Source organism: Lentzea sp. NPDC102401 (genome assembly GCF_044765805.1).
GTDB classification, from domain to species: Bacteria; Actinomycetota; Actinomycetes; order Mycobacteriales; family Pseudonocardiaceae; genus Lentzea; species Lentzea sokolovensis.
Genome location: NZ_JBIWKS010000002.1, coordinates 827695 through 852012, shown reverse-complemented (window position 1 = coordinate 852012; position 24318 = coordinate 827695). Strand labels below are relative to the sequence as shown.

Below are 24318 nucleotides of genomic sequence, written 5' to 3'. Positions count from 1 at the left end.
TCGTCAACGGTCAGTTCAGAACAGGGTCCGCAGTTCCCGGACCAGTTCGGCAGGTGCTTCCTCGGCCATGTGGTGCCCGCAGTCGAGCGCACGTACCCGCACGTCATCCGCCCACTCGGCCCAGATTCCCGGCAGGTCGTCGTACAGGTCGCCGAGGTCGTCCTCGGCCGACCACAGCGCCAGCACCGGGCACGAGATCCTCCGCCCGGCGGCGCGGTCCTCGTCGTCGTGCTGACGGTCGACCTCGAGACCGGCGCGGTAGTCGCCGCACATCGCCAGCACGGTCGCCGGGTCGTGGATCGCCCGCTGGAAGTCGGCCCAGTTCTCCACACCCATCGCCAGCGGGGTGTCGTGGTAGCGGCGGCCGTACCAGAGATCGGGGTCCTGGTTGATCATCGCGGCCGCGAGTTCCTGCTGTGCCAGGAAGAACCAGTGGTACCAGTCCTGCGCGAACCGGGCGTCGCAGCGACTGAGGTGGGCGCCGATCGGCAGCCCGTCGAGCACGGCGAGCCGGGTGACCCTGTCCGGGTGGTCGAGCGCGAGCCGGATGGCCGCGGCGGCGCCCCGGTCGTGACCGGCGACGGCGAACTTCTCGTGGCCCAGCTGGCTCATCAGGTTCACGAAGTCGCGCGCCATGGCGCGTTTCGAGTAGTCACCGGGTTTGCTGGACTCGCCATAACCGCGAAGATCCGGGCACACGACCGTGTAGTCGTCAGCGAGCAACGGTGCGACGCGGTGCCACGTCGTGTGGGTGCGCGGATGTCCGTGCAAGAGGAGGACCGGCGGCCCTGCACCACCGGTCCTCACTCGCAGATTGGCCTCGCCAACGTCCCTGCAACGCAACGAGAATCCGTCGAACACCTGCATCGGCTACCCCGCTCGGGAGCGGCCGACACGTCCTTTTTCGCCAGACGCCCCGCAGGCGTTACACCGCGACGACGACCTCGGACTCGGGATCGTGGTCAAGGATGGTCGTACCTGCCACGACGACGGTCGCCTTGCGCCACGGCTGTTCGCGCGACAGGAACGGCAACTCCTCGGCCAGCCACGCGGCGACGTGCCGTCGCTGCTCGGCGGAGTCACCGTCGCGGGCGACCAGCCGTCGTTCCTGTTCGTCCAGATCACCCTGAATCCAGATCGAGGCGTCGATCCACGGAGCGCACTGCTCCCGGATGATCCCGGTGCCCTCGATCCACACGACGTCCAACCCGGACGCGACCTGGATCGCGCCGGGCCGGTCGTGCTCGGCCCAGGCCGCCAGCCGGAACGTCACCGTCCCACCCCGGTGCAGGGGCGCCAGGACGTTCTCGACCAGCAGGTCTCCCCAGTCGAAGTACGCGTGGTTCCAGGCGATGTCGTCGGTGTGCACCACTTCGGACCTGGGAACGATCCTGCGCAGCCGTTCGACGAGCGTGGACTTCCCGGCACCGCCACGCCCGTCGACCGCGACGAGCAGAGGACGCCCATCGGGCGCCTCCACCCGCAGTCGCCGCACGACGTCGGCCAGCCTTGTGACCCGCCATCCCGCGGCCTCGGTCTCACCCGGATGCAGACGCACGCTCTCAGGTCCTGCCGACCCGCCCCTTCTCCCCGGCCGCCCAGCAGGTGGAACCGACGCAGTCCACAGTGTCGAAACTTCCGGTGTCCGCGACCTTCCAGGACCTGCCGTCCCTGCTGGTGTCCGTCCCGGACGGACCGACCGCGACCAGCCCGTCACCGCGATAGGCGATGCCGGACCGATAACCGACAGGAGCCTGCTTGCCCGCGGTCCACCCGCGACCGTCGTTGGTGGCGAACGCCGGCGTCGGATCGGTCGGCTTCAGGTAGTCCCCGCCGATGGCCACACCCCGCCACGGCGTCTTGAACGCCACGGCGAACACCCCGGCAGCCTCACCTGACGGCAACGGCACATCGCTCGCCTTCCACGACCGCCCACCGTCCCGCGACTCCAGCACCCGTGCCTTCGCGCCGCCGCCGGTCGCGATCCACGCGTGGTTGCCACTGGTCGTCACGCACTGCCCGGACGCCGCGAACGCGAACTCGCCCGGCAACGCGTCCGGCATGCCCTTGGTGTCGTTGACGTGCCACGACCTACCGCCGTCCCACGTCCGCAGCACCCGGAACTTGCCATCAACCGGATCGCTCAACGCCAGCCCGCGGAACCGGTCGAAGAACGCCACGCAGTCGTAGAACGCCTTCGGATCGGTGTTGCGGAACTCCTCCTGCCAGCTCTTGCCGCCGTCGGACGTGCGGTAGATCCGCGACGACTCGCCCTCGCCGATCGACAACGCCACGGCGTTGCGCGCGTCGAAGGCCTCGATGTCGCGGAACTCCAGCGCCTCGGTGCCGGGCGGCCCCACGGAGTCCCAGGACCGGCCGCCGTTCGTCGTGCGCAGGACGGTGCCCTTGGAGCCGCTGACCCACGCGACCTGACCGTTGACCGCGGACAGGCCTCTGAAGCGCGCGTCGGTGCCGGTGGGTGACAGGTCCCAGAAGGTGTCGTCGGATGCCGAAGCCACCCCGGGAAGAACCAGGAAAGCGGCGAGTGCCGCCGCGATGATCCTCATGCGCCCACTCTGGTCGAGCCGGTGTCCACTTCCTACCCGCTGATCGGCCGGACACGGCTGAACGGGTGACTTGTCGCGTCGCTGCCGCACCCCCAGGCGTCCACAGGCCGAAGATCTTCCCATGCCCGAAAGCGCCGACGTCATCTCGATCGAGGTCTTGCTGCCGCTGACACAGCTCTCGGACCTCACCTCCTCGCACGAGTGGTCGGACAACGCGGCGGACCACGTCGGCTGGCAGGACGTTCGCGACGGTGCGACGAAGTCGGCGACGATCGCCGTGGTGCGCAGGCTGGCCGGAATCTGGGAGACCCGACGGCGCTCACTGGCTGACGACCCCTGGCTCGACGTCGAGTTCGGCACCCGGTTCACCGGCGCGGTCCGGTGGATGGTCAGCCTCGTGCGCACGATCAAGGACTTCGAACTGTCGGATGCCGAGGTGGCGCTGCTGGTCACCTTCCCCTACCTGCACCAGGCGTTCTGGACGAAGCAGGCCGCCAACGTGCTCCAGGGCACCTCCCCGGTGACCGCCGCGTTCACCGAGAACCACGGGCTGCCCGGCTTCCACGCGTTCGCCGCCCGGCACGGCATCCTGCACCGTCGCGGTGCCGACGCCGGTGATGCCGCCGCGAACAGCATCGCCTGGTGGCTGTTCCACCACTGGCTGGTGGGCGAGTCGAATTGCTACCTCGCCGACGGTCTCGTCTCGCTGCTTCCCTCACGTCTTCCGGCGCCGCTCAGGTGGGTGCTCACCCCGAAGCGGCTCATGGAGTTGCTCCGCGTCGTCCAGATCGACCCGGCGTTCATCCAGGATCCCGACCGCGAGAACGGGTTGAAGCCGATCGCACACATCGCGGGCGGCAGCGACCAGGAGCAGAAGGTCCGCGAACAGCTGATCGGCTACCTGCTCGTGATCGCCTACCGCACCGCGATCGACCCTGCCCTGACGCACCACGTGATCGCGGACCACCTCGGCATCGAGGACGGTGTGAGCCCTGAGGGAGTGCTCAGCGCTTTCAGGGACGCGCAATGGCTCGGCGACAGGACGCGCGTTCTCACCACCGCCTGCGACCACGACGCCACCGTGCTCGCGCTGCGCAGGCACACGACGGCGCTCGACGCCGTACTCACCGACATCGCCCGAGCCTCCGAGGTGGAGGGCCCGCTGCTCGCCCTCAAAGCCGTACCTGTGCACGTCTCAGCCGACGGCATCGAACTCAAGACGGCACAGGGCAGTGGCAAGGCACCGGTCTCACTTGGTCATCAGTTCCGCCTGGCCAGCGACAGGATCCAGGAGCTGCTGATGGGCGAGCAGCTCTACGGAACGCCCGAACTCGCCATCCGGGAGCTGTACCAGAACGCGCTCGACGCCTGCCGGTATCGCGAGGCCAGGACGACCTACCTGCGCAAGACCGGCGGCAAGGTTCAGCCGTGGAGCGGCAGGATCGACTTCCGGCAGGGAGTCGACGAGCGCGGACGTCCCTACCTCGAATGCGTGGACAACGGTATCGGGATGCGCGACCGCGAACTCGTACAGGTGTTCTCCCGGGCCGGCGTCCGGTTCTCCGACCTGCCGGAGTACGTCGAGGAGCAGGCGGACTGGGCGGGCCACGGCATCGAGTCGTATCCCAACAGCCGCTTCGGCATCGGGGTGCTCAGCTACTTCATGTTGGCGGACGAGATCACCGTGACGACCTGCAGGCTGTCCCGCGCGGGCGTTCCCGAACAACGGCTGGAAGTGCACATCGCCGGCCCCGGCGCGTTGTTCAAGGTGCGAGATCTGGGCAAGGGCGACGAGGCGGGCACCGTCGTGCGGCTGTGGCTGCGTCGGACGGCAGACCCGCCGCGCTGCACGGAGCTGCTGCGCCGGATCCTCTGGATCAGCGACTACGAGGTCACGTCCGACGACATGAGCGGCCTGCAGAGGTGGGAGCCCCGCGAGTTGTCCCCGGCCGCGCCGATCGGCACGGACGACCCGTTCGAGCACGACTCCCGAAGGATCGCCGGCCAGGTGATCGCCGCGCCAGGGGGCAGGGTGTGGTGGTGCGAGACCAGCGGCGCGGTTCTCGCGGACGGGATCTGGGCGGGCACGGACGTGTTCGGCGCCGTCGTGAACCTGACCGGCCGGGATCTGCCCCGGCTCACCATCGACCGCAAGACGATCATCGGCCTCGACCGTCCGCTGGTCGAGGAGCTCATGCGCGCGGCATGCGGAGTGCTGCTCGACGCGCCCCGTTCGCCGCTGTCGCACGGGTGGCTGTCGAAGCTCGTGCGGGACATGCCGCGCCTGGCGGACGAGATCTGCGAGCGCGCGATCGCGGTCAGGTACCGGCCCTGGACGGTCGCGGGGAGGGACATGCCGATCGAGGTGGTCGGCTGCTTCCCCACCGACGCGGACATGCTCTCCGCCAAGCGCTTCAACCAACCGCACTGGGACGACCGGACGGGACGATGGAGGCTGGCGGCCTGGCGCTGGGCGAGTTCGGAAGCCGGACGTTCAGGGAGTACCGGTGCGGTGGTCCCCGCGCTCCCTTCCGACGACTTGCTCCTCACCTCTGACGGCAGGCGCGACCGCTGGTTGTCCGACACGATTCAACCGGATCTCGGCCACGTCCTGTCCGCGGCGCTGCGAGCGCAGCGCTCGCCGCGCGAGGTGGCGGAGCGGCTGACCTCGCTCGGCTGGTCCACGCCAGAGCTGGAGCCCTTGCCACCCGACGCCAAGGCGACTGATCCTCGGCTCCTCAGCACGTACCGCAACGGCGTGTGGCCGTGGCTGTCGAGAAAGCAGCCGGTTTCCCACGAACACGTGCTCCTGGCCGCGGTGGACACCGGTCTGACCCCCGCAGCGGTGCTCGGGAGGCTCTCCGAACTGGGCTACTCCGCGACGCACCCGGACCAAGTTCCTGAAGCGGTGCACCCGATCGACAAAGCGCTCCTCCACGGCGGGCTCGACTACTGTCTGCTGTCCCACCCGGCGGCCGTACCGGCTTCCCACGTGCTGATGGCCGCGGCCGCGACCGGCTGGGCACCGCCCGCGGTGGCGCGACGGCTCACCGAGCTCGGCTACAGCACACCCGAGGCCGCGCAGCTGCCACCTGACTCCGACAGCCAGGACACCACGATCTTCACCACGTATCCCGGCATGCCCGTGAGAAGTCCTGTTCCGCTGTGGCAGGTCACCGCGGCCGCGATCAGGTCCGGTCGATCACCGGCTCAGGTCGCTGCCCGTCTTGCCGCGGCAGGTCTCGACGTACCCGCCCACGACGACCTGCCCGAACTCGAACTCCCGCTGGACGCCGCCCTCACGAAGATCCAGGAAGTCGACGACGGTCGAACCGATGAGCCGTTGCACGAAGCCACGACGAAAATCGGTCACGTGTTGAGCGTTGCGATCAGAACAGGACGAACACCGTCCCAGGTCGCACGGCGGCTCACGGAGCTGGGGCACGCGCCCCCGGAAGAACTTCCCGACACCGTGGAGCCCGATGACCTGGTCCTCGTCAGCACGACGATCGGAGCCTCGACCTGGCCCTACTCGCGAAGTTCCTGGTTGCGTTCCGGTACCTGGGTGCACCTGCAACGGATCCTGATCGCCGCGGTCAAGACGCGACGATCTCCCCTCGACGTCGCACACAGGTTCGGGCAGCTGGGTTTCAGCACCCCACCGGAATCCCTGCTCGGCCTCGACCCGAGCTCGGACGATCTGCTTCTGCTCAGCATGGCTCTGGACGGCAGGGCACCGTGGCTGGACGGCGACCATCCGGCTCTGATCCGCCACGAGCTCACCTTGCCGCTCGGGCACGTCCTGGTCGCCGCAACCCGCTTGGGCCTGTCTCCCGCAGAGATCGCGGCCAGGCTGGAACAGCTGGGCCTGCGCACCGAGGCGGCAGATCTCCCGGCCCGCGTCGACGCCATGGCCGACCAGCTGCTCAGCCGTGCGGTCGACTCCGACAGGTGGCAGCTTCAGCACTCAGACGAGTTCCTGTGGCTCAGCGCGACCGTGCCGGTGGAGACGGTGCACCTGCTGACAGCCGCTGCCAGGACGGGCCTGCCGCCGGCGACCGTCCTCCGCCGCCTCGCGGACATGGGTTTCCCGGCCGAGGACGTCCAGGAGCTTCCTCGCTCGGTCGACCAGACGGACCTCCTGCTCCTGAGCGAGGCGGGGAGCGGCGAGGACCCGTTCAGGTCGGTCGCAGAGGAGTTTCCGCTCGGCCGGGTGCCCTACATGGCCGCACAGACCAAGATGGCACCTGACGAGGTGATCGCTCGGCTGCAACGGCTCGGGATCACCCTCGGCTCCTGAGCGGCGGACCATCGCCCGCCGCTCAGCCGAGCGTCACAGCGACGAAATGAGCCTTTCGACGCGCTCGTCCACCGCGCGGAACGGGTCCTTGCACAGCACCGTGCGCTGCGCCTGGTCGTTCAGCTTGAGGTGCACCCAGTCGACGGTGAAGTCGCGGCCGGCGGCCTGGGCCGCGGCGATGAAGTCACCGCGCAGCTTGGCCCGCGTGGTCTGCGGCGGGGTGTCCTTGGCGGCCTCGATCTCGCCGTCGTCGGTCACTCGCTCGACCTGGCCCTTGCGCTGCAGCAGGTCGAACACGCCGCGGCCGCGGCGGATGTCGTGGTAGGCGAGGTCGAGCTGGGCGATGCGCGGGTTGGACAGGTCCATGTTGTGCTTTTCCATGTACCGGTTCATCAGGCGGTTCTTGATGGCCCAGTCGATCTCGCGGTCGATCTTCGTCAGGTCCTGGGCCTCGACGGCGTCGAGCGTGCGGCCCCAGAGTTCGAGGACGCGTTCCGCCATCGGGTCCGGTGAGCGCTTGGCGCAGTGCTCGACGGCCTTCTCGAAGTACTCGCGCTGGATGTCGAGCGCGGATGCCTCCTTGCCGCCCGCGAGGCGGACGGTGCGGCGGCCGGTCAGGTCGTGGGAGATCTCGCGGATGGCGCGGATCGGGTTGTCCAGCGAGAAGTCGCGGAACTGGACGCCCTGCTCGATCATCTCGAGCACCAGGTTCGCGCTGCCGACCTTCAGCAGCGTCGTCACCTCGGACATGTTCGAGTCGCCGACGATGACGTGCAGGCGCCGGTAGCGCTCGGCGTCGGCGTGCGGCTCGTCGCGGGTGTTGATGATCGGGCGGGAGCGGGTGGTCGCGGACGACACGCCCTCCCAGATGTGCTCGGCGCGCTGCGAGAGGCAGTACACGGCGCCGCGCGGGGTCTGCAGGACCTTGCCCGCGCCGCAGATCAGCTGCCTGGTCACCAGGAACGGCAGCAGGACGTCCGCGATGCGCGAGAACTCGCCGGCCCGTGCGACCAGGTAGTTCTCGTGGCAGCCGTAGGAGTTGCCCGCCGAGTCGGTGTTGTTCTTGAACAGGAAGATGTCGCCGCCGATGCCCTCGTCGGCGAGTCTGCGCTCGGCGTCGACGAGCAGGTCCTCCAGGATCCGCTCACCCGCCTTGTCGTGCGTGACGAGCTGCGCCAGGTCGTCGCACTCGGCCGTGGCGTACTCCGGGTGGGAGCCGACGTCGAGGTAGAGCCGGGAGCCGTTGCGCAAGAAGACGTTGGAAGAACGCCCCCACGAGACGACGCGGCGGAACAAGTACCGCGCGACCTCGTCCGGGGACAGACGACGCTGCCCGTGGAAGGTGCAGGTCACCCCGAATTCTGTCTCAATGCCGAAGATCCGCCGCTGCATGCCTCAACAGTAGGCGACTCTCAGGCGGAGCAGGGTGATCCGTTCGGGCGGCACGCCGGTTGCGGTTTAGTGTCGGAGGGGTGTGGAAACGGGTCAGCGCTCTCGACAAGAAGCTCATGAGCTCCTCGGCCGGACTGCGTCCGAGCAGGCTCGACAGGGGTTTGAAGAGGCTTTCGAAAGCCGCCAACCACAGCCTGCTGTGGTTCGTCGTCGCGGCGATTCTGGCGACCAGGAAAGGCCCGTACCGGCGTGGTGCGATGCGGGGTCTTGCGGCCATCGCCGGGGCCTCTACCAGCGCGAACCTGGTCGGGAAGTCACTTTTCCCGCGTCGGCGACCCGCCGCGGATCTGCTCGCGATGGACCGCCGTCTGTCCAAGCGGCCGACGTCGTCGTCATTCCCGTCCGGTCACTCCGCGTCAGCGGCCGCTTTCGCCACGGCGGTGGCCATGGAATCCCCCAAAGCAGGCGCTGTGGTGGCGCCGATCGCGGCCGCGGTCGCCTATTCACGCGTTCACACGGGCGTTCATTGGCCGACAGATGTCGCGGCCGGCGCGGCGGTCGGTGTCGGCGCCGCGTTGCTCACGCGCCGCTGGTGGCCGCTCGGGTTGAACGAGCCCGCGTCGGCCTACGAACACGCCGACCTGACGTCGCTGCAAGACGGCGACGGCCTGGTCGTGGTGGTGAACCCGTTCTCCGGCATCGGGCCGGATCCGACGCCGCAGATCACCGAGGAGTGGCCGAAGGCGCAGATCGTCTCGGTCGAGGAGCTCGACGACCTGCCCGACGCGAAGGCGCTGGGTGTGGCCGGTGGCGACGGGACCGTGGCCACCGTGGCGGCCGTCGCGGCCGAGCGCGACCTGCCGATGGTCCTCATCCCCTCCGGCACGTTGAACCACTTCGCGCGGGACGTGGGCATCACCGGTCTGCACGACACGGCGCAGGCGGTCGCCGACGGCGTGGGCGTGCGGGTGGACCTGGCGCAGGTCAACGACCAGTGGTTCGTCAACACGGCGTCGCTCGGCGGCTACCCGGACATGGTGCGGATCCGGGAGAAGCTGGAGAAGCGCTGGGGCAAGTGGCCCGCGGCCGGGATCGCGATGTTCCGCGTCCTGCAGCGCGCGAAGCCGTTGCACATGACCATCGACGGTGACAAGCACCTCGTGTGGATGCTGTTCGTGGGCAACGGGCCGTACCGGCCGAAGGGCTTCGCGCCGACCATGCGGCCCCGGCTGGACGACGGGCTGCTCGACGTGCGGTTCGTCCGTGCGGACCGGAAGTACTCGCGGACGAGGTTCTTCTTCGGCGCCCTTCTCGGGGCGTTGGAGCACTCGCGCATGTACAAGCACTTCGAGGTGGCGTCCTTGAACGTCGAGGTGCACGGTGCGCCCATCTCGATCGCGACGGACGGCGAGGTCCGCGAGAAGGCCAACCACTTCAAGTTCCGTTCGCGGGCGGCCGCGCTGGGAATCTATCGGCCCTAAGTGTTCGACATTGTCGAACGTGCGCAGCTAGAGTGGGGTGCGTGCCCGGACCCATTCAGTCCATCCAGCGCGCGGCCGAGGTCCTGAAGCTGCTCGCCCACGGCGGCGCGCACCAGCTGAGCGTCGGCGAGATCGCGCGCGCTCTCGACCTCGCGAAACCGACGGTGCACGGCATTCTGCGGACGTTGCAGGAGGTCGGGTTCGTCGAGCAGGAGGTCGAGGGCGGCAAGTACCGCCTGGGCGCCGCGCTGTTCCAGATCGGCACGTCCTACCTGGACGGCAACGAGCTGCGCGCCAAAGCGTTGAACTGGTCGGACACGCTGGCGATGCGTGCGCGCGAGGCGGTGCGCATCGGCGTGATGCACGGCAAGCACGTGCTCGTCGTGCATCACGTGTTCCGGCCGGACAACAGCCGGCAGACGCTCGACACCGGCGCGCTGCTGCCGTGGAACGCGACGGCCCTGGGCAAGGCGCTGGTCGCGTTCGGCGAGTGGCCGGACGGCGACCTGCAGCGGTTCACGCGCCACACCCTCAACCCCGAGCAGCTCGCCGACTCCATGAACGAGGTCCGCGACCGCGACTGGGCCTACGACCTGCACGAACTCGTCGAGGGCGAGGCGTCGGTAGCGGCGCCGATCCGGGACAGGCGGGGTGTGGTCGTGGGCGCGGTCGGCATCTCCGGGCCCGTCGAGCGGCTGTGCGACTCGCCCGACCAGCCGCCGCGCCTCGAACTCGTGTCCTACGTACGTGAGGCAGCTCGCAGCGTTTCGAGGGAGCTGGGCGGGCTCTCCTGGTAGTACTGTGGAATCGTTCGACAATGTCGAATGGTTCGCACAAGGGAGTGTGCACGTGGCTTACATCGCGGCGATCGACCAGGGCACCACGTCATCCCGGTGCATCGTGTTCGACCAGTCCGGCGGGATCGTGTCGGTCGCTCAGCGCGAGCACCGCCAGATCTTCCCGAAACCGGGCTGGGTGGAGCACGACGCGACCGAGATCTGGACGAACGTGCAGGCCGTCGTGCGCGACGCCCTCTCTCACGCGTCACTGACGTACGCCGACATCGCCGCGTTCGGCATCACGAACCAGCGCGAGACGACCGTCGTGTGGGACAAGGCGACCGGCGAACCCGTGCACAACGCGATCGTCTGGCAGGACACGCGCACCGACGCGGTGATCAAAGAGCTCGGCGACCAGGACCGGTTCCGCGAACGCTCCGGCCTCCCCCTGGCCACCTACTTCTCCGGCCCGAAGCTGCGCTGGCTGCTCGACAACGTCGACGGACTGCGCGCACGGGCCGAACGCGGCGAGGTCCTGTTCGGCACCATGGACACCTGGCTGATCTGGAACCTGACCGGCCGCCACGTCACCGACGTGACGAACGCGTCGCGCACCATGCTGATGAACCTGGAGACCCTCGACTGGGACCCGGAGCTCGTCGGCGCGATGGACGTGCCGCGCGACGTGCTCCCCGAGATCCGGTCCTCCTCCGAGGTGTACGGCACCTACGAGGGCGTGCCCGTCGCGTCGGCGCTGGGCGACCAGCAGGCCGCGCTGTTCGGCCAGACCTGCTTCGAGCCCGGCGAGGGCAAGTGCACCTACGGCACCGGCGCGTTCCTGCTGATCAACACGGGCGACAAGCCGGTGCGCTCGCAGAACGGCCTGCTCACCACCGTGGGATACCAGATCGGCGACGAGCCGGCGGCGTACGCGCTGGAGGGCGCGGTCGCGGTGACGGGCGCGCTGGTGCAGTGGTTCCGCGACAAGATCGGGCTGATCTCGTCGGCAGCGGAGATCGAAACGCTCGCACGGACCGTGGACGACAACGGCGGTGCGTACTTCGTGCCCGCGTTCTCCGGTCTCTTCGCACCGCACTGGCGCAGCGACGCACGTGGCGTGATCGCCGGCCTGACGGGCTACATCTCGCGCGGGCACCTCGCACGGGCCGTGCTGGAGGCATCAGCGTGGCAGACCCGTGAGGTCGTGGACGCGATGAACGCCGACGCTGTGAATGCCCACTCGGCAGCGGACCTCACGACGTTGCGCGTCGACGGCGGCATGACGGCGAACAACCTGCTCATGCAGTTCCTGTCGGACGTGCTGGACGTGCCGGTGGTGCGCCCGATCGTGGCCGAGACGACGTGCCTGGGCGCGGCGTACGCGGCGGGTCTCGCGGTGGGCTACTGGAGCACCACCGACGAGCTGAAAGCCAACTGGCACAAGGCGGCCGAGTGGAAGCCGTCGATGGATCCGGATGCCCGCGACAAGGGCTACCGGAAGTGGAAGAAGGCGGTCGAGCGGACCGTCGGGTGGATGGACGAGGACGATGACTGACCTTTCGCAACGAGACAGGGCTCGCGAAGAGCTTCAACACGGCAAGTTCGACGTCGTCGTGATCGGCGGCGGCATCCTGGGCATCGCGACCACCTGGGCCGCGGCGCGTTCGGGACTGCGGGTGGCGCTGGTGGAGAGCGGCGACTTCGCGGGCGCCACGTCGTCCGCGTCGTCCAAGCTCGTGCACGGCGGCCTGCGCTACCTCGCGATGGGCCCGTCGGCGGTGCCGATGGTGCACGAGAACCACAAGGAACGCCGCGCGCTGGGCGACCACCTGGCCCCGCACCTGGTGCGGCCGCTGCCGTTCCTCGTCCCCGTCTACAAGGGCGGGCCGCACAGCCGGTTCGTGCTGGGCGCGGGCGTCACGTTGTACTCCGCGCTGTCGGGCTTCGGCGACGGCATGGGGAAGGTCCTGTCGGCGCGCAGGGCGGTGGAGTGGGTGCCTGACCTGCGCGCCGACGGTCTGCGCGGCGCCGCGATGTACTACGACCACCAGATGAACGACAGCCGCGTGGCGATCACCGCCGCCCGCGCCGCCGCCGAGGCCGGTGCCGTGCTGCTCAACCACATCTCGGTCGTGGGCCTGCGCAAGACCGGCGCGAAGGTCACGGGCGTGGATCTGCGCGACTCGTTCGGCGAGTTCGGTGTGGACGCGAAGGTCGTCGTGAACGCGACCGGCCCGTGGCTCGATGTGCTGCGGCGCATGGAGGATGCCGCCGCCGACCCGTCGATCCGCCTCTCCAAGGGCTCGCACCTGGTGCTGAAGACGGCCTCGGAGTGGAAGGCCGCGCTGACGATCCCGGTCGACGACGTGCGCGTGTCGTTCGCGATCCCGTGGGAAGGCCACCTCCTGCTCGGCACCACCGACGAGGCCTACGAGGGCGACCCGGCCGCGGTCGCGTGCACCGACGCCGACATCGACCAGATCCTGGACGAGGCGGGCGTCGCGGTGTCCGGTCTGGACCGTTCACGGATCGCGTACACGTTCGCGGGCCTGAGGGTGCTGCCCGGCGGCCCCGGCGACACCTCGCACGCCAAGCGCGAGACCGTGATCACCGCGGGGTCCGGCGGCATGATCAGCGTGGCCGGCGGCAAGTGGACGACGTTCCGCAAGATCGGCGCCACCGTCCTGGCCCGCGTGAACGCCGAACTGGGCCGCACCTTCGACGGCCCCCTGGACGGCGTCGCGCTCCCCGGCTCGGCCTCGCCCGACACCGTGGGTTCCGTGCTGGGCCACGCGTTCGACGCGCTGCCCGACGACGTGGTCCGCCACCTCGCCACCCACTACGGCACGACGTCGCACGAGGTCGTCGCGCTCGGCCTGGAGAACCCGGCGCTGCTGGAGCGCGTCCACCCGGACGGCCCGGACATCTGGGCGCAGGTCGAGCACGCCCGCCGCACCGAGTGGGCGTCCGAAGTGGACGACGTGCTGCGCCGCCGCACCACCGTGATGGTCCGCGGTCTCGACTCCCCCGAGGTCCGTTCGCGGGTGTCGGAGCTGCTGGCCTCCTAGAGCGCCATGGCGCGTTCCACGAGGTACTCGGCCAGTCCGGGTTCCGAGTGGAACGCGCTGCGCAGCGCCAGCGTCCCGTCGCATCCCAGCACGACCTCGTCCCGTGACACGGCACGATGTTCGAGCCGCAGCCCGTCGAGATAGGCGTCGATGATCGCCTCGCGCACGGGCGGCAGGTCCGCGACGGCCATCCGTCCGGCCTGGGCGAGCCCCACGAGCAGCTGACCGAGGTCCGCGCCGACCGGGTTCGGGCACTGCCAGGTCACGTCGATCACCACGAACGAATCCGGATCGTCCAGTGGTACCAGCAGGTTCTGGGGGCACGCGTCGTTGTGCCCGTTCGCCTGGGGCAACGCTTCGAGCCGTGCCAGGAGGCCCGGCACCCGTTCCGCGAGGGCCGAGCAGTGCGGCCGCAGGAACGCGTCCCGCACGAGCCTTCCCTCGTACAGGACCCGCAACGCCCTGCCCGGCGCACCGCCGAACCTGCGCCCCGCCCAGCGGCCGAGCCCCAGCGCGGCCCGGCGGAACCTCGGCAGGTCCCACTCCACGTCCGCGCAGCGCACGTCCTCCAGCCACAACGCGATCCGGTCGCCGAAGTCGTCCACCCGCAGCACGCGCGGCCGGCGCATCCCCGGTGGCAGCGCGAAGTCCGACAACAGGAACTCCGCCTCGTCGCGCCACGGGAGCTCGCCCACCACGTCCTTGAACTCGTCCGGGATGTACGGCCGCCGCAGCACCTTCACGAACGCCGGCTCCCCCGCCGACAGCACCCGGTAGACCGCCGCCGTGGTCGGTGCGACCGGGTCGAACGGCACCGGGACCACGCGGGTCAGCGGTACGGGTCGGTGATCTCGCCGAGCATCTCCAGCGCCTCGCGGAGCTGACCCATGCGCCGCTTGCCCAGGTGTCGTTCCCATTCCGCCTCGATCCTGGCCAGTTCCTCGTTGGCGACGGGCACCGCGCCCAGCGCCTTCGCGGTGACCTTCACCAGCCGCGCCCTGCCGTCCGCCGGGTCGGGCACGCGTTCCACGTACCCGGCCTTCTCCAGCTGGTCCACCAGGAAACCGGCGGTCTGCTTGGTCACCTGGGCCGCCTCCGCGAGCACGGTCAGCCGGGTTCCCTCCGGATCGACGCGCATGAGCACGCGTGCCTGCGCCTGCGTGACGTCGAAGCCCGCCGCGTTGACCGCCGCCAGGACGCGGTTCTCCACGTCGCGGTTCGGGATGAAGAGCAGCAGACCGATGTTCACCCGGAACTCCCGTTGCTTTTGGTCAGATACTCTGACTAAAGTAGTCAGCCTCTCGAACTAAATCAAGAGGAGAGGGCGATGGACGAGACGCAGATCTGGCAGACGATCGACTCCGAACGCGCGGCGACCGCGGACCTGCTCGCCGGACTCACCGACGTCGAGTGGACCTACCCGTCGCTCTGCGAGGGCTGGACGGTGCGGGAGGTCGCCGCCCACCTGTCGCTCGCGCACCGGATCCGGATCGGCACGGCGTTCAAGGCGTTCGTCCGGGCTCGCGGGAGCTTCAACCGCATGGTCGACCGGACAGCGCGCGACGAGGCGCGCAGACCGGCCGCCGAACTCGTCGCGGAACTGCACGGCGCCGTCGGGTTCCACCGGCTAGCACCCGGCCAGACGCTCAAGAACGCGCTGATGGACACCATGGTCCACACCCAGGACATCGCGCTGCCACTGGGGATCGAACGCCACATGCCCCTCGACGCCGCCGTGGTCGCGGCGGACGACCTGTGGCGGATCGGGTTCCCGTTCCACGCGCGTCGCAGGCTGGCCGGGCACCGGCTCGTCGCCACAGACGTCGACTGGGCGGCCGGTGAAGGTGCCGAGATCAGCGGGCCGATCGAGGCGCTCGTGATGCTGCTCGCCGGGCGCACCGCGACGATCCCGCGGCTGAGCGGAATCACGGTCTGAGTTCGCGCACCATCCTGCGGCACACGTGGACGCGCTCGAACCGTTGGCGCATCTCGGCTTCCCGTTCGATCCTGGCGTGCAGGAACGCCCCGGCCGGCACCAGCCCGTGCTTCGCGGTGAGCACCGTGGCCAGTTCGTCGGCGGACGCGTGCACGTGCAGGTAGTGCTCCGACTCCGTGAAACCGTTGCGCGCGTACCAGTTCAGCGCGGGTCCGTCCTCACGGGCCCAGGCGTCGAGCGTGCGCGCCCCGCACCGTTCCAGTCGCGGCACGGCCTCCGCGAGCAGTGCCGTCGCGATCCCCTCGCCCTGGCGGTCGGGGTGCACCACCACGGTCTCGATGGTCGCCTCCGCGCCGGGCATCGACACGTCCAGGATTCCGGCCACCACGTCGCCGTCGAGCGCGACGAGCTCCAGGTCGGTGCGGTGCCTGGCCTGCCGGACGTCGTCGAAGTAGGTCGTCGCGAGGAATCCGAGCACCCGGCACCTCAGCCAGGACGCCTCGTCCGCCGGTTCGTAGCTCCTGATCTCCACCGGCCCGCCCCTGGACCTGCCCGATGCCCCGAGCCGGCGCGCTTGCCCGGTTCGCCCCGGTGCGGCGTCCACCACTCGTCCCCCAGTCCACTTCCCGCCGGACGTCTCCGGCACGGTCCAGGGTTCCTGATGCCGGGACCGCTCGCACTCCTGTTTCCGCGTCACCGTTTGCCAGGAACATACTCGGTATGCATACTCAGTAGGTATGTCGGTCAAACACGGTCTGCTCGCGTTGTTGCAGCGCGGGCCCATGTACGGCTACCAGCTGCGGGTGGCGTTCGACTCGGCCACCGGCGGCACGTGGCCGTTGAACATCGGGCAGGTCTACACGACGCTGTCGCGCCTGGAGCGCGACGATCTGGTCGCCGCGCTGCCGGAGAACGAGGGCCAGCGGCCCTACGAGATCACCACGCAGGGCCGTGACGAGCTGAAGAAGTGGTTCGCGACGCCCGTCCAGCGCGGTGACCGGCCGCGTGACGAGGTGGCGATCAAGCTCGCCCTCGCCATCACCACACCGGGCGTCGACGTCGCCAAGGTCGTGATGACCCAGCGCACGGCCACGATGCGCACGTTGCAGGAGTACACGAGGCTCAAGACCCAGCCAGGCGACCTGCCGTGGCTGCTCGTGCTCGACGCGATGATCTTCCAGGCCGAGGCCGAACTGCGCTGGCTCGACCACTGCGAGGCGAGCCTGCTGCGCTACGAACCCAAGGCCGTCCCCGCGACGACCGACGTCGAGGTGCCGAGATGACCGTCCTCGAACTGCGCGACGTGCATCGCGTCCATGGCACCGGTGAGACGGCGGTCAACGCTCTCAACGGCATGTCCCTCACCGTCGAACCGGGTGAGCTCGTCGCCGTGATGGGGCCGTCAGGCTCCGGCAAGTCGACCTTGCTCAACCTCTGCGGCGGCCTCGACAGCCCGACCAGCGGTCAGGTGCTGGTCGACGGCACGAGCCTGCGGTCGTTGTCCCGCAAGCAGCTCGCCGCCTGGCGCCGCAAGCGGATCGGGTACGTCTTCCAGGACCTCAACCTCATCGCGAGCCTCACCGCCGCCGAGAACATCGCTCTCCCCCTCGACCTCGACGGCGTCCGCAGGTCCCGGCAGCAGGCCGAGCAGGCACTGTCCGAGGTGGACCTCGACGGGTACGCCGACCGGTTCCCCGACGAGATGTCCGGCGGCCAGCAGCAACGCGTCGCCATCGCCCGCGCCCTGATCGGCGAACGCCGTCTCGTGCTCGCCGACGAACCCACCGGCGCCCTCGACTCCCGCACCGGCGAGACCGTGCTCCGGCTGCTGCGCTCCAAAGTGGACGCCGGAGCCGCCGCCGTCCTCGTCACGCACGACGCCCGCCACGCCGCCTGGGCCGACCGCGTGGTCTTCCTGCGTGACGGCGTCGTGGTCGACGTCTCGTCCCGCGACCAGCCAGAAGAACTGCTGAGCACGCCGTGAACGGGTGGCGCGCGGCACTGCGCATCGCCTGGCGGGAGGCCCGCAGGTCGGCCGGCCGCTCGGCCCTCGTCATCGCCCTGATCGCGGTCCCGGTCGCCGCGCTGTCGTTCACCGCGATCGTCCACGACTCGACCAGCCTCACCCCGGACGAGGACGCCGACCGCCGCATGGGCGCCGCGCAGGCCCTGGTCAGCTGGCCCTACCGCGGTCCCGTCATCCAGGAACCGACCAGGGACTTCGCGATCCCGAAGACCAACGCCGAGGGCCAGGACCCGTCCGAGGAACGCCTGAAGGCCCTGATCCCCGGCACCGAACTCGTCCCCGTCGACCGCGGCGGAGCCGGCATCCGCACGACGGCGGGTGTCGGCCGCGCGGGCGTCCGCATGCTCGACCTGACCAATCCGCTCACCCACGGCATGATCACGGTGCTGGAGGGCAGGGCGGCCGCGAACGCCAGCGAGATCACGTTGTCCCGCAAGGCGATGGACCGCACCGGCGCCGCGCTCGGCGGCACCCTCACGACCGAGGACGGCCGCACGTTCACCGTCGTGGGCGTCATCGAGGAACCGGACCGGCTCGACACCACGACCCTGGTGGCGCTGCCCGGCACGTTCGAGCGGACCGACCGCGCCTGGCTGGTGACCACGCCGTTGTCGTGGTCGAAGGTCAAGGAACTCAACGAGGTCGGCATCGCGGCGCTGTCCCGCACCGTGCTGAACAACCTGCCGCCCGCGTCCGAGCGCTATCCGGAACTCCCGGGCTCGCACGAGCTCACCGCGGACGTCCTGGTCCTGGTGGCGGGCCTGGCCGTGCTGGAGATGTCGTTGCTGGCGGGCTCCGCCCTGGCCGTCGGTGCCCGCCGCCGCAAACGCGACCTCGCGCTGGTGGCCGCGGTCGGTGGCTCTCCCGCGCACGTCCGCCGCATCGTCCTGGCGGACGGTGTCGTGATGGGCACGATCGCGGCGGTGAGCGGCGTGATCCTGGGCGTCCTGGCGGCGGTGGCAGGCCGTCCGTTGATCGAGTGGCTGCTGGCCGAACGGTTCGCCGCCCAGCGCTTCTACCCGTCCGCGCTGGCCGCGCTGGCCCTGCTGGCGATCGTCACCGGTGTCCTCGCGGCTCTCGTTCCCGCGTGGATCTCGTCCCGGCAGGACGTGGTCACGGCGCTGGCGGGCAGGCGGGGCATCACCCGCTCGCGCCGCCGCTGGCTGGTGCTGGGTCTGACGCTCGTGGCCGCCGGTGTCGCCGTGGGTGTCCTCAGCGCGATCCGGATGCAGTTCGTCGGCATCCTGGCGGCCCTGGTCCTCACCGAGGTGGGCCTGGTGCTCTGCACCCCGTCGCTGCTGGGTCTGCTGGCACGCGCCGGCCGGTGGCTCCCGGTGGCACTGCGCATCGCTCTGCGGGACGCCTCCCGCAACCGCACCGCCGCGGCCCCCGCCATCTCGGCCGTGATGGCCGCGGTGATCGGCGCGGTGGCCGTGAGCGTCCTGCTCACCTCGCAGTCCGAGCAGGAGGCTGGCCAGCTCGCGGGCAGCATGGGCGACGTCACCGTCTACCGCCTGGACGACCTCACCAAGTCCAGCACCGCCCCCATCCCGCCCTCGGTGGCCGGTGCCCTGCGCAACGCCATGCCGGTGGCCGGGACCCACGAGCTCAAACTCCTCTCGTGCGACGGCGGCCCCTGCTTCGCCCACGTCCGCCCACCGGCGGACCGCGAATGCCCGTACACCCTCGACGTCCTGCACCGCGATCCCACCGAGGCAGAACAGCGATCCGCGCTGGCCGACGACCGCTGCGCCGGCGTGGGACGGACCCACCGCTACTTCGGCACCTACACCACCTCGAACGGTTTCCTGGTGGTGGCCACACCGGAGGCCGTCCAGTCCTTGCTGCACCTGAGCTCCGGCGACGTGGCAGCGGCCCAGACGGCCCTGCGCGCAGGCAGGATCGTCGTCAACGACCCGGATCTCGTGTCCGGCGACCAGGTCCTCCTGGCCACCGGTACGCAGGCCACGACCACCCCGGCCCCGGGCTTCGCCGCACCCCGACGGCATCCGGCGCCGCTGGCCGTGATGACCGAGGAGACCGCCCGGTCACTGGGATACGACGTCACGACGTTCACCATGTACGCCACCACGACCCGCATGCCGACCGAAGCGGAACAGGAAGCACTGACCGCGGCGCTGGGCGGCGAGTACGAGGTGAACGTCGACCGCCCGGCAGAGTCCGACGTGCAGCAGGCCCTGACCGTTCTCGGCCTGGTGGCGGGCATCATCACCCTCGCGGCCGCCGCCCTCGCCACCGGCCTCGCGGCAGCGGACGGCCGCCGGGACCTCACCACGCTGGCCGCGGTCGGCGCGCCACCGACGTTGCGCACACTCCTGTCCCTGAGCCAGGCAGGCGTGATCGCCGGGATCGGCGGCTTCCTGGGCACGGCGGCGGGCGCGGGCTCTGCCTTGGCTCTGCTGGCGGCGCTCAACGCCGGCTACTCCGGCTTCTGGCCCCGGCCGGAACCGAACCCGCTCACCGTCCCCTGGCCCACCATCGCGATCTCACTGCTGGTGGTCCCGGCCGTGGCGATGCTGGGCGCGGCCCTCTTCACCCGTTCCCGCCTACCGATCGAGCGCCGCGCATAGGCTGCGGCCATGACGACCTTCGCGATAGCGCACGGCGGGGGCGACGTCGGCTGGTCGTGGCACCTGGTCGCAGAAGCCTTGCGGGCCAAGGGTCACACCGTCGTCGCACCGGACCTTCCCATCGAGGACGAGTCGAAGGACCTGACGGACTGGGCGTCGACGATCGTCGACGCCCTCCCGTCCACTTCGGACGTGGTGGCGGTGGGCCACTCGTTCGGCGGCTTCGTCGCTCCCCTGGTCGCCGCCCGCGTCGACGCCAGGGCGCTGGTGCTGGTGACGGCGATGGTGCCGAGTCCGGGCGAGACGCCGGGAGACTGGTGGGCCAACACCGGCTACACCGGCTCGGGCCTGGAGGACCAGTTCTTCCACGACGTCCCCGCCGACCTGGCCGCGGAGGCGCAGAAGCGGGAACGCGGCATGTCCGAGAACTCGATGGCCAAGCCGTGGCCGTTGGACGCGATGCCGGACGTGCCGACGCACTTCGTCCTGTGCACGGAGGACCGCTTCTTCACCCCGGACTTCATGCGCGGGGTGGTCGCGGACCGGCTGGGCGTCGAGCCGGTGGAACTGGCTGCGGGCCACTGCGCGTCGCTGAGCAAGCCGAACGAACTGGCCGACCTGCTGATCGCCTGCGCGAGCTGACATCCACACAGCAGAAGGCCCTCGGGGAGAACATCCCCCGAGGGCCTTCGCACAGCGATCAGACCTACTTGGACTCGTCGTCCGACGGCAGCTCGACGTCCTCGACGGCCTTGCCGTCCTTGGTGGGCGCGGGCATCAGTCCGTCCAGCGCGGCACCGGCGATCCGCCGGAACGCCCTGCGGGGCCGAGCCCTCTCCAGCACCGCGACCTCCAGCTTGGCGGCCGGAAGGATCTCGGAGGCACTGTTCGAGGTGGACGACGACCCGGCGGACAACGCCTTCACCGCGACCGGAACGGCCTCGGCCAGCGTGAGACCGTCCGCGAAGGCCTCCTTCAGCGCCGTGTTGGCGGCGTCGACGGTGCCGCCCATCACGATGAACTGAGGCTCGTCCACGATGGACCCGTCGTACGTCAAGCGGTACAGCGTGTCCGACGCGGCGGTGTCGCCGACCTCGGCCACGGCGATCTCCACCTCGAACGGCTTGATCTGCTCGGTGAAGTAGGTGCCGAGCGTGGTGGCGTAGACGTTCGCGAGAGACCGGGACGTCACGTCGCGCGGGTCGTTCTGGTACCCGCGCACGTCGGCGAACCGGATGCCGGCCTGGCGGAGGTTCTCGAACTCGCTGTAGCGGCCTACGGCGGCGAAGCCGATGCGGTCGTAGATCTCCGAGACCTTGTGCAGCGTGCTGGAAGGGTTCTCCGCGACGAAGAGAATGCCGTCGGCGTACTTGAGCACGATGACGCTGCGACCCCTGGCGATGCCCTTGCGGGCGTACTCCGAGCGATCGCGCATCACCTGCTCTGCCGATGCGTACAGCGGCATCGTCATGGGTGGTGCTCCTGACGTCGAACCGGTGGGGGACTCAGCCTGAGGGGCGGGACCGGCGGCCTTCGACGACCGCGTCGGCGATCGTGGCGACCTGCGGTTCCGGCACCTCGACGGCACCGTCGGCGCCGTTGATGGTGACCACGATCGGGTAGAGGCGGCGGACCGGGTCCGGGCCACCTGTCGCCGAGTCGTCGTCCGCCGCGTCGTAGAGCGCCTCGACGACGGAGCGGATCGCGGCTTCGACGTCCGCGTCCGGGTCGTAGAGCTTCTTGAGCGCCGACTTCGCGAACAGCGAGCCCGAGCCGACGGCCTGGTAGCCCTGCGACTCCTCGTAACGGCCGCCGGTGACGTCGTAGGACACGATGCGGCCCGCACGCTCCGAGTCGGTGGCCGAGGTGTCGTACCCGGCGAACAGGGGCACCACGGCGAGACCGGCCATGGCCGCGTCGAGGTTGCCCCTGATCATCGCCGAGAGACGGTTCGCCTTGCCGTCGAGCGACAGCGGCACGCCCTCGATCTTCTCGTAGTGGCGCAGCTCCACCGTGTACAGGCGCACGATCTCGATGGCGATGCCCGCCGTGCCCGCGATGCCGACGGCCGAGTGGTCGTCGGTGACGAAGACCTTCTTCATGTCGCGCTGGGCGATGACGTTGCCCATCGTCGCGCGCCGGTCGCCGGCGATCACGACCCCACCCTTGTAGGTGGCCGCGACGATCGTCGTCCCGTGCGGGGCCTGGACGGTCCCCTCCGGGAGCTTCCGGGCGCTAGGCAGCATGTCGGGTGCCTGGGCCCGCAGGAAGTCCGTGAACGACGACGAGCCCGGCGTGAGGTACGCCGAGGGCAGCGCCGCGGCCGGGTAACGCCCGGTCGAGCTGTGGTCCATGTGTTGGTTGTTCTCCCGTCCCCGAGGTGGTCAACAGGCCCCCGAAGGCCTACTGACCGCCCTTCTGCACGTAGGCGCGGACGAAGTCCTCCGCGTTCTCCTCAAGCACGTCGTCGATCTCGTCGAGGATCGCGTCCACGTCCTCGCCGAGCTTCTCGCGGCGTTCCTGACCGGCTCCTGCGGCGTCGTCGCCACCGTCGTCGCCGTCGCCACCACCCTGGCGCTGCTTCTGTTCCTGGGACATCTCGGCCTCCCGCTCACTCGCCTGACAAGAACACTACCCAGCGGCACCGACAAAAACCCTGAGCCACTCGGGTAGACGATCACCCGCGAGTCAGTGCGTCCACCAGTTGCTCGGCGGTGTCCGAGGCCTCCAGAAGGGCTCCGACGTGCGCTTTCGTCCCGCGAAGCGGCTCCAGGGTCGGAATTCGCACCAGGGATTCTCGACCGAGATCAAAGATCACCGAGTCCCACGAGGCGGCCGCGACCGAGGTCGGGTAGCGCTCCAGGCACCGGCCGCGGAAGTACGCACGCGTGTCCTCGGGCGGCGAGGTGATGGCCGCGCGGACCTCCTCCTCGCTCACCAGGCGCTTCATCGAGCCGCGCGCGACGAGGCGGTTGTAGAGGCCCTTGTCCAGGCGGACGTCGGAGTACTGCAGGTCGACCAGGTTCAGCCGGGCCGCGCCCCACTCCAGGCCGTCGCGCTGGCGGTAGCCCTCCAGCAGCCGCAGCTTGGCGACCCAGTCGAGCCGGTCGGCGCACTCGGACGGGTCACGGGCCAGCGCGTCGAGCACCTCGCCCCAGATCCGCAGGACGTCGCGGTCGCCGACGCCCTCCTTCTCGACGAACGCCATCGCGCGCTCGTGGTAGGCGAACTGCACGTCGAGACCGGTGAACTTGCGGCCACCGGTCATCTCGACCTTGAACTTCAGGGTCGGGTCGTGGCTGATCTGGTGCACCGCGCGCACCGGGTCGACCATGCGCAGGTCGTCGAACCGCTGCCCGGCCTCGATCATGTCGAGCACCAGGGACGTGGTGCCGACCTTGAGGAACGTGGAGTACTCGGCCAGGTTCGCGTCGCCGATGATGACGTGCAGGCGGCGGTACTTGTCCGCGTCCGCGTGCGGCTCGTCGCGCGTGTTGATGATGCCGCGCTTGAGCGTCGTCTCCAGGCCGACCTCGACCTCGATGTAGTCGGAGCGCTGCGAGAGCTGGTAGCCGGCCTCCTCGCCGGACTGCCCGATGCCCACGCGGCCGGAGCCCGTGATGACCTGCCGCGACGCGAAGAACGGCGTGAGGCCCGCGATGACGGCCGTGAACGGCGTCGAGCGCTGCATCAGGTAGTTCTCGTGCGTGCCGTACGACGCGCCCTTGCCGTCGACGTTGTTCTTGTAGAGCTGCAGGCGGGGCTGGCCGGGCACGGAGGCGGCCTTGATCGCGGCCTCCTCCATCACCCTCTCCCCCGCCTTGTCCCAGATCACCGCGTCACGCGCGTTGGTGACCTCGGGAGCCGAGTACTCGGGGTGCGCGTGGTCGACGTAGAGCCGCGCGCCGTTGGTCAGGATGACGTTCGCCGCGCCCAGGTCCTCGACGTCGGAGTCGGCGGGGTGGCCACCGGGGCTGCCCAGGTCGAACCCGCGCGCGTCGCGCAACGGCGACTCCACCTCGTAGTCCCAGCGCGCCCGCCTGGCGCGCGGTATGTCCGCCGCCGCCGCGTACGCGAGCACCACCTGTGTCGAAGTGAGCACCGGGTTCGCGGTCGCGTCGCCCGGCACCGCGATGCCGTACTCGACCTCGGTTCCCATGATCCGCCGCATAGCTCAC

General features: G+C 69.9%; 21 protein-coding genes. 10 read left to right on the top strand and 11 right to left on the bottom strand.

All coding sequences use genetic code 11. The features are described from left to right. Positions 1-15: 15 nt before the first annotated feature. Genes ACIRG5_RS09475 through ACIRG5_RS09465 form a run of 3 tightly spaced genes read right to left on the bottom strand, consistent with a single transcriptional unit; the run spans position 16 to position 2567 of the window. Positions 16-867, bottom strand: a complete 852-nt coding sequence (locus tag ACIRG5_RS09475; protein WP_402902557.1) for an alpha/beta hydrolase — start codon at positions 865-867, stop codon at positions 16-18. A 58-nt stretch (positions 868-925) separates the two neighbouring features. Continuing rightward, positions 926-1558 carry a uridine kinase gene (locus tag ACIRG5_RS09470; protein ID WP_402902554.1) on the bottom strand — a complete coding sequence of 211 codons (633 nt, stop codon included), beginning with the start codon at positions 1556-1558 and terminating at the stop codon, positions 926-928. Positions 1559-1562: 4 nt separating this feature from the next. Beyond that, the gene (locus ACIRG5_RS09465; protein WP_402902551.1) at positions 1563-2567 is read right to left on the bottom strand and encodes an oxidoreductase; all 1005 of its coding nucleotides are present in this window, start codon (positions 2565-2567) and stop codon (positions 1563-1565) included. 121 nt (positions 2568-2688) lie between these two features. Here ACIRG5_RS09465 and ACIRG5_RS09460 point away from each other — a divergent pair, with 121 nt between their 5' ends. Beyond that, positions 2689-6867 (top strand): hypothetical protein, encoded by a 4179-nt coding sequence (locus ACIRG5_RS09460; RefSeq protein ID WP_402902549.1) that lies wholly within the window; start codon positions 2689-2691, stop codon positions 6865-6867. Positions 6868-6900: 33 nt separating this feature from the next. Here ACIRG5_RS09460 and pafA read toward each other — a convergent pair whose 3' ends face one another. Continuing rightward, the gene (gene pafA, locus ACIRG5_RS09455; RefSeq protein WP_090070241.1) at positions 6901-8259 is read right to left on the bottom strand and encodes a Pup--protein ligase; all 1359 of its coding nucleotides are present in this window, start codon (positions 8257-8259) and stop codon (positions 6901-6903) included. Between the two features lie 116 nt (positions 8260-8375). Between pafA and ACIRG5_RS09450 the strand changes: the two genes are divergently transcribed. Genes ACIRG5_RS09450 through ACIRG5_RS09435 form a run of 4 tightly spaced genes read left to right on the top strand, consistent with a single transcriptional unit; the run spans position 8376 to position 13587 of the window. Continuing rightward, positions 8376-9740, top strand: coding sequence for a phosphatase PAP2 family protein (locus ACIRG5_RS09450; protein WP_402903123.1), 1365 nt, complete (start codon positions 8376-8378; stop codon positions 9738-9740). A 41-nt stretch (positions 9741-9781) separates the two neighbouring features. Then, positions 9782-10537 carry an IclR family transcriptional regulator gene (locus ACIRG5_RS09445; protein WP_402902545.1) on the top strand — a complete coding sequence of 252 codons (756 nt, stop codon included), beginning with the start codon at positions 9782-9784 and terminating at the stop codon, positions 10535-10537. Between the two features lie 46 nt (positions 10538-10583). Beyond that, positions 10584-12074, top strand: coding sequence for a glycerol kinase GlpK (gene glpK, locus ACIRG5_RS09440; protein WP_402902542.1), 1491 nt, complete (start codon positions 10584-10586; stop codon positions 12072-12074). Then, complete coding sequence (locus ACIRG5_RS09435) at positions 12067-13587, top strand: FAD-dependent oxidoreductase (RefSeq protein ID WP_402902539.1); 1521 nt, start codon at positions 12067-12069, stop codon at positions 13585-13587. The genes glpK and ACIRG5_RS09435 overlap by 8 nt, the downstream gene beginning before the upstream one ends. Here the strand turns inward: ACIRG5_RS09435 and ACIRG5_RS09430 are convergent. Continuing rightward, a complete protein-coding gene (locus ACIRG5_RS09430) occupies positions 13584-14411 on the bottom strand; it encodes a hypothetical protein (RefSeq protein WP_402902537.1) in 828 nt (275 codons plus the stop codon). The genes ACIRG5_RS09435 and ACIRG5_RS09430 overlap by 4 nt on opposite strands. Before the next feature lie 5 nt (positions 14412-14416). After that, positions 14417-14836 carry a MarR family winged helix-turn-helix transcriptional regulator gene (locus ACIRG5_RS09425; protein ID WP_402902535.1) on the bottom strand — a complete coding sequence of 140 codons (420 nt, stop codon included), beginning with the start codon at positions 14834-14836 and terminating at the stop codon, positions 14417-14419. 78 nt (positions 14837-14914) lie between these two features. Here ACIRG5_RS09425 and ACIRG5_RS09420 point away from each other — a divergent pair, with 78 nt between their 5' ends. Then, positions 14915-15523, top strand: coding sequence for a maleylpyruvate isomerase family mycothiol-dependent enzyme (locus tag ACIRG5_RS09420; RefSeq protein ID WP_402902532.1), 609 nt, complete (start codon positions 14915-14917; stop codon positions 15521-15523). On the opposite strand, the gene ACIRG5_RS09415 is transcribed toward ACIRG5_RS09420, so the two are convergent. After that, on the bottom strand, positions 15513-16055 hold the full coding sequence (locus ACIRG5_RS09415; protein WP_402902529.1) for a GNAT family N-acetyltransferase: 543 nt from the start codon (positions 16053-16055) through the stop codon (positions 15513-15515). The genes ACIRG5_RS09420 and ACIRG5_RS09415 overlap by 11 nt on opposite strands. Before the next feature lie 205 nt (positions 16056-16260). Between ACIRG5_RS09415 and ACIRG5_RS09410 the strand changes: the two genes are divergently transcribed. The 4 genes from ACIRG5_RS09410 to ACIRG5_RS09395 are packed head-to-tail and all read left to right on the top strand — an operon-like array spanning position 16261 to position 20782. Next, on the top strand, positions 16261-16806 hold the full coding sequence (locus ACIRG5_RS09410; protein ID WP_402902526.1) for a PadR family transcriptional regulator: 546 nt from the start codon (positions 16261-16263) through the stop codon (positions 16804-16806). Then, complete coding sequence (locus tag ACIRG5_RS09405; protein ID WP_402902523.1) at positions 16803-17507, top strand: ABC transporter ATP-binding protein; 705 nt, start codon at positions 16803-16805, stop codon at positions 17505-17507. Before ACIRG5_RS09410 ends, ACIRG5_RS09405 begins: the two co-directional genes overlap by 4 nt. Next, complete coding sequence (locus ACIRG5_RS09400) at positions 17504-20140, top strand: FtsX-like permease family protein (RefSeq protein ID WP_402902520.1); 2637 nt, start codon at positions 17504-17506, stop codon at positions 20138-20140. The genes ACIRG5_RS09405 and ACIRG5_RS09400 overlap by 4 nt, the downstream gene beginning before the upstream one ends. A gap of 9 nt (positions 20141-20149) precedes the next feature. Continuing rightward, positions 20150-20782, top strand: coding sequence for an alpha/beta fold hydrolase (locus tag ACIRG5_RS09395; RefSeq protein WP_402902517.1), 633 nt, complete (start codon positions 20150-20152; stop codon positions 20780-20782). A gap of 64 nt (positions 20783-20846) precedes the next feature. Here the strand turns inward: ACIRG5_RS09395 and prcA are convergent, their stop codons facing one another. The 4 genes from prcA to dop all read right to left on the bottom strand — a co-directional run bounded on the left by prcA (position 20847) and on the right by dop (position 24311). Further along, positions 20847-21611 (bottom strand): proteasome subunit alpha, encoded by a 765-nt coding sequence (gene prcA, locus ACIRG5_RS09390; protein ID WP_402902514.1) that lies wholly within the window; start codon positions 21609-21611, stop codon positions 20847-20849. 34 nt (positions 21612-21645) lie between these two features. Beyond that, a complete protein-coding gene (gene prcB / locus ACIRG5_RS09385; RefSeq protein ID WP_093587954.1) occupies positions 21646-22494 on the bottom strand; it encodes a proteasome subunit beta in 849 nt (282 codons plus the stop codon). Between the two features lie 49 nt (positions 22495-22543). Next, complete coding sequence (locus tag ACIRG5_RS09380) at positions 22544-22738, bottom strand: ubiquitin-like protein Pup (protein ID WP_319973119.1); 195 nt, start codon at positions 22736-22738, stop codon at positions 22544-22546. A gap of 79 nt (positions 22739-22817) precedes the next feature. Then, the gene (gene dop / locus ACIRG5_RS09375; protein ID WP_319973120.1) at positions 22818-24311 is read right to left on the bottom strand and encodes a depupylase/deamidase Dop; all 1494 of its coding nucleotides are present in this window, start codon (positions 24309-24311) and stop codon (positions 22818-22820) included. Positions 24312-24318: the final 7 nt, after the last annotated feature.

Bases quoted from the DNA above. Each gene is read 5' to 3' on its own strand.
- ACIRG5_RS09475 (WP_402902557.1), bottom strand. From the start codon at position 867: ATGCAGGTGTTCGACGGATTCTCGTTGCGTTGCAGGGACGTTGGCGAG.
- ACIRG5_RS09465 (WP_402902551.1), bottom strand. From the start codon at position 2,567: ATGAGGATCATCGCGGCGGCACTCGCCGCTTTCCTGGTTCTTCCCGGG.
- ACIRG5_RS09460 (WP_402902549.1), top strand. From the start codon at position 2,689: ATGCCCGAAAGCGCCGACGTCATCTCGATCGAGGTCTTGCTGCCGCTG.
- pafA (WP_090070241.1), bottom strand. From the start codon at position 8,259: ATGCAGCGGCGGATCTTCGGCATTGAGACAGAATTCGGGGTGACCTGC.
- ACIRG5_RS09450 (WP_402903123.1), top strand. From the start codon at position 8,376: ATGAGCTCCTCGGCCGGACTGCGTCCGAGCAGGCTCGACAGGGGTTTG.
- ACIRG5_RS09435 (WP_402902539.1), top strand. From the start codon at position 12,067: ATGACTGACCTTTCGCAACGAGACAGGGCTCGCGAAGAGCTTCAACAC.
- ACIRG5_RS09420 (WP_402902532.1), top strand. From the start codon at position 14,915: ATGGACGAGACGCAGATCTGGCAGACGATCGACTCCGAACGCGCGGCG.
- ACIRG5_RS09410 (WP_402902526.1), top strand. From the start codon at position 16,261: ATGTCGGTCAAACACGGTCTGCTCGCGTTGTTGCAGCGCGGGCCCATG.
- ACIRG5_RS09405 (WP_402902523.1), top strand. From the start codon at position 16,803: ATGACCGTCCTCGAACTGCGCGACGTGCATCGCGTCCATGGCACCGGT.
- ACIRG5_RS09395 (WP_402902517.1), top strand. From the start codon at position 20,150: ATGACGACCTTCGCGATAGCGCACGGCGGGGGCGACGTCGGCTGGTCG.
- prcA (WP_402902514.1), bottom strand. From the start codon at position 21,611: ATGACGATGCCGCTGTACGCATCGGCAGAGCAGGTGATGCGCGATCGC.
- prcB (WP_093587954.1), bottom strand. From the start codon at position 22,494: ATGGACCACAGCTCGACCGGGCGTTACCCGGCCGCGGCGCTGCCCTCG.
- ACIRG5_RS09380 (WP_319973119.1), bottom strand. From the start codon at position 22,738: ATGTCCCAGGAACAGAAGCAGCGCCAGGGTGGTGGCGACGGCGACGAC.
- dop (WP_319973120.1), bottom strand. From the start codon at position 24,311: ATGCGGCGGATCATGGGAACCGAGGTCGAGTACGGCATCGCGGTGCCG.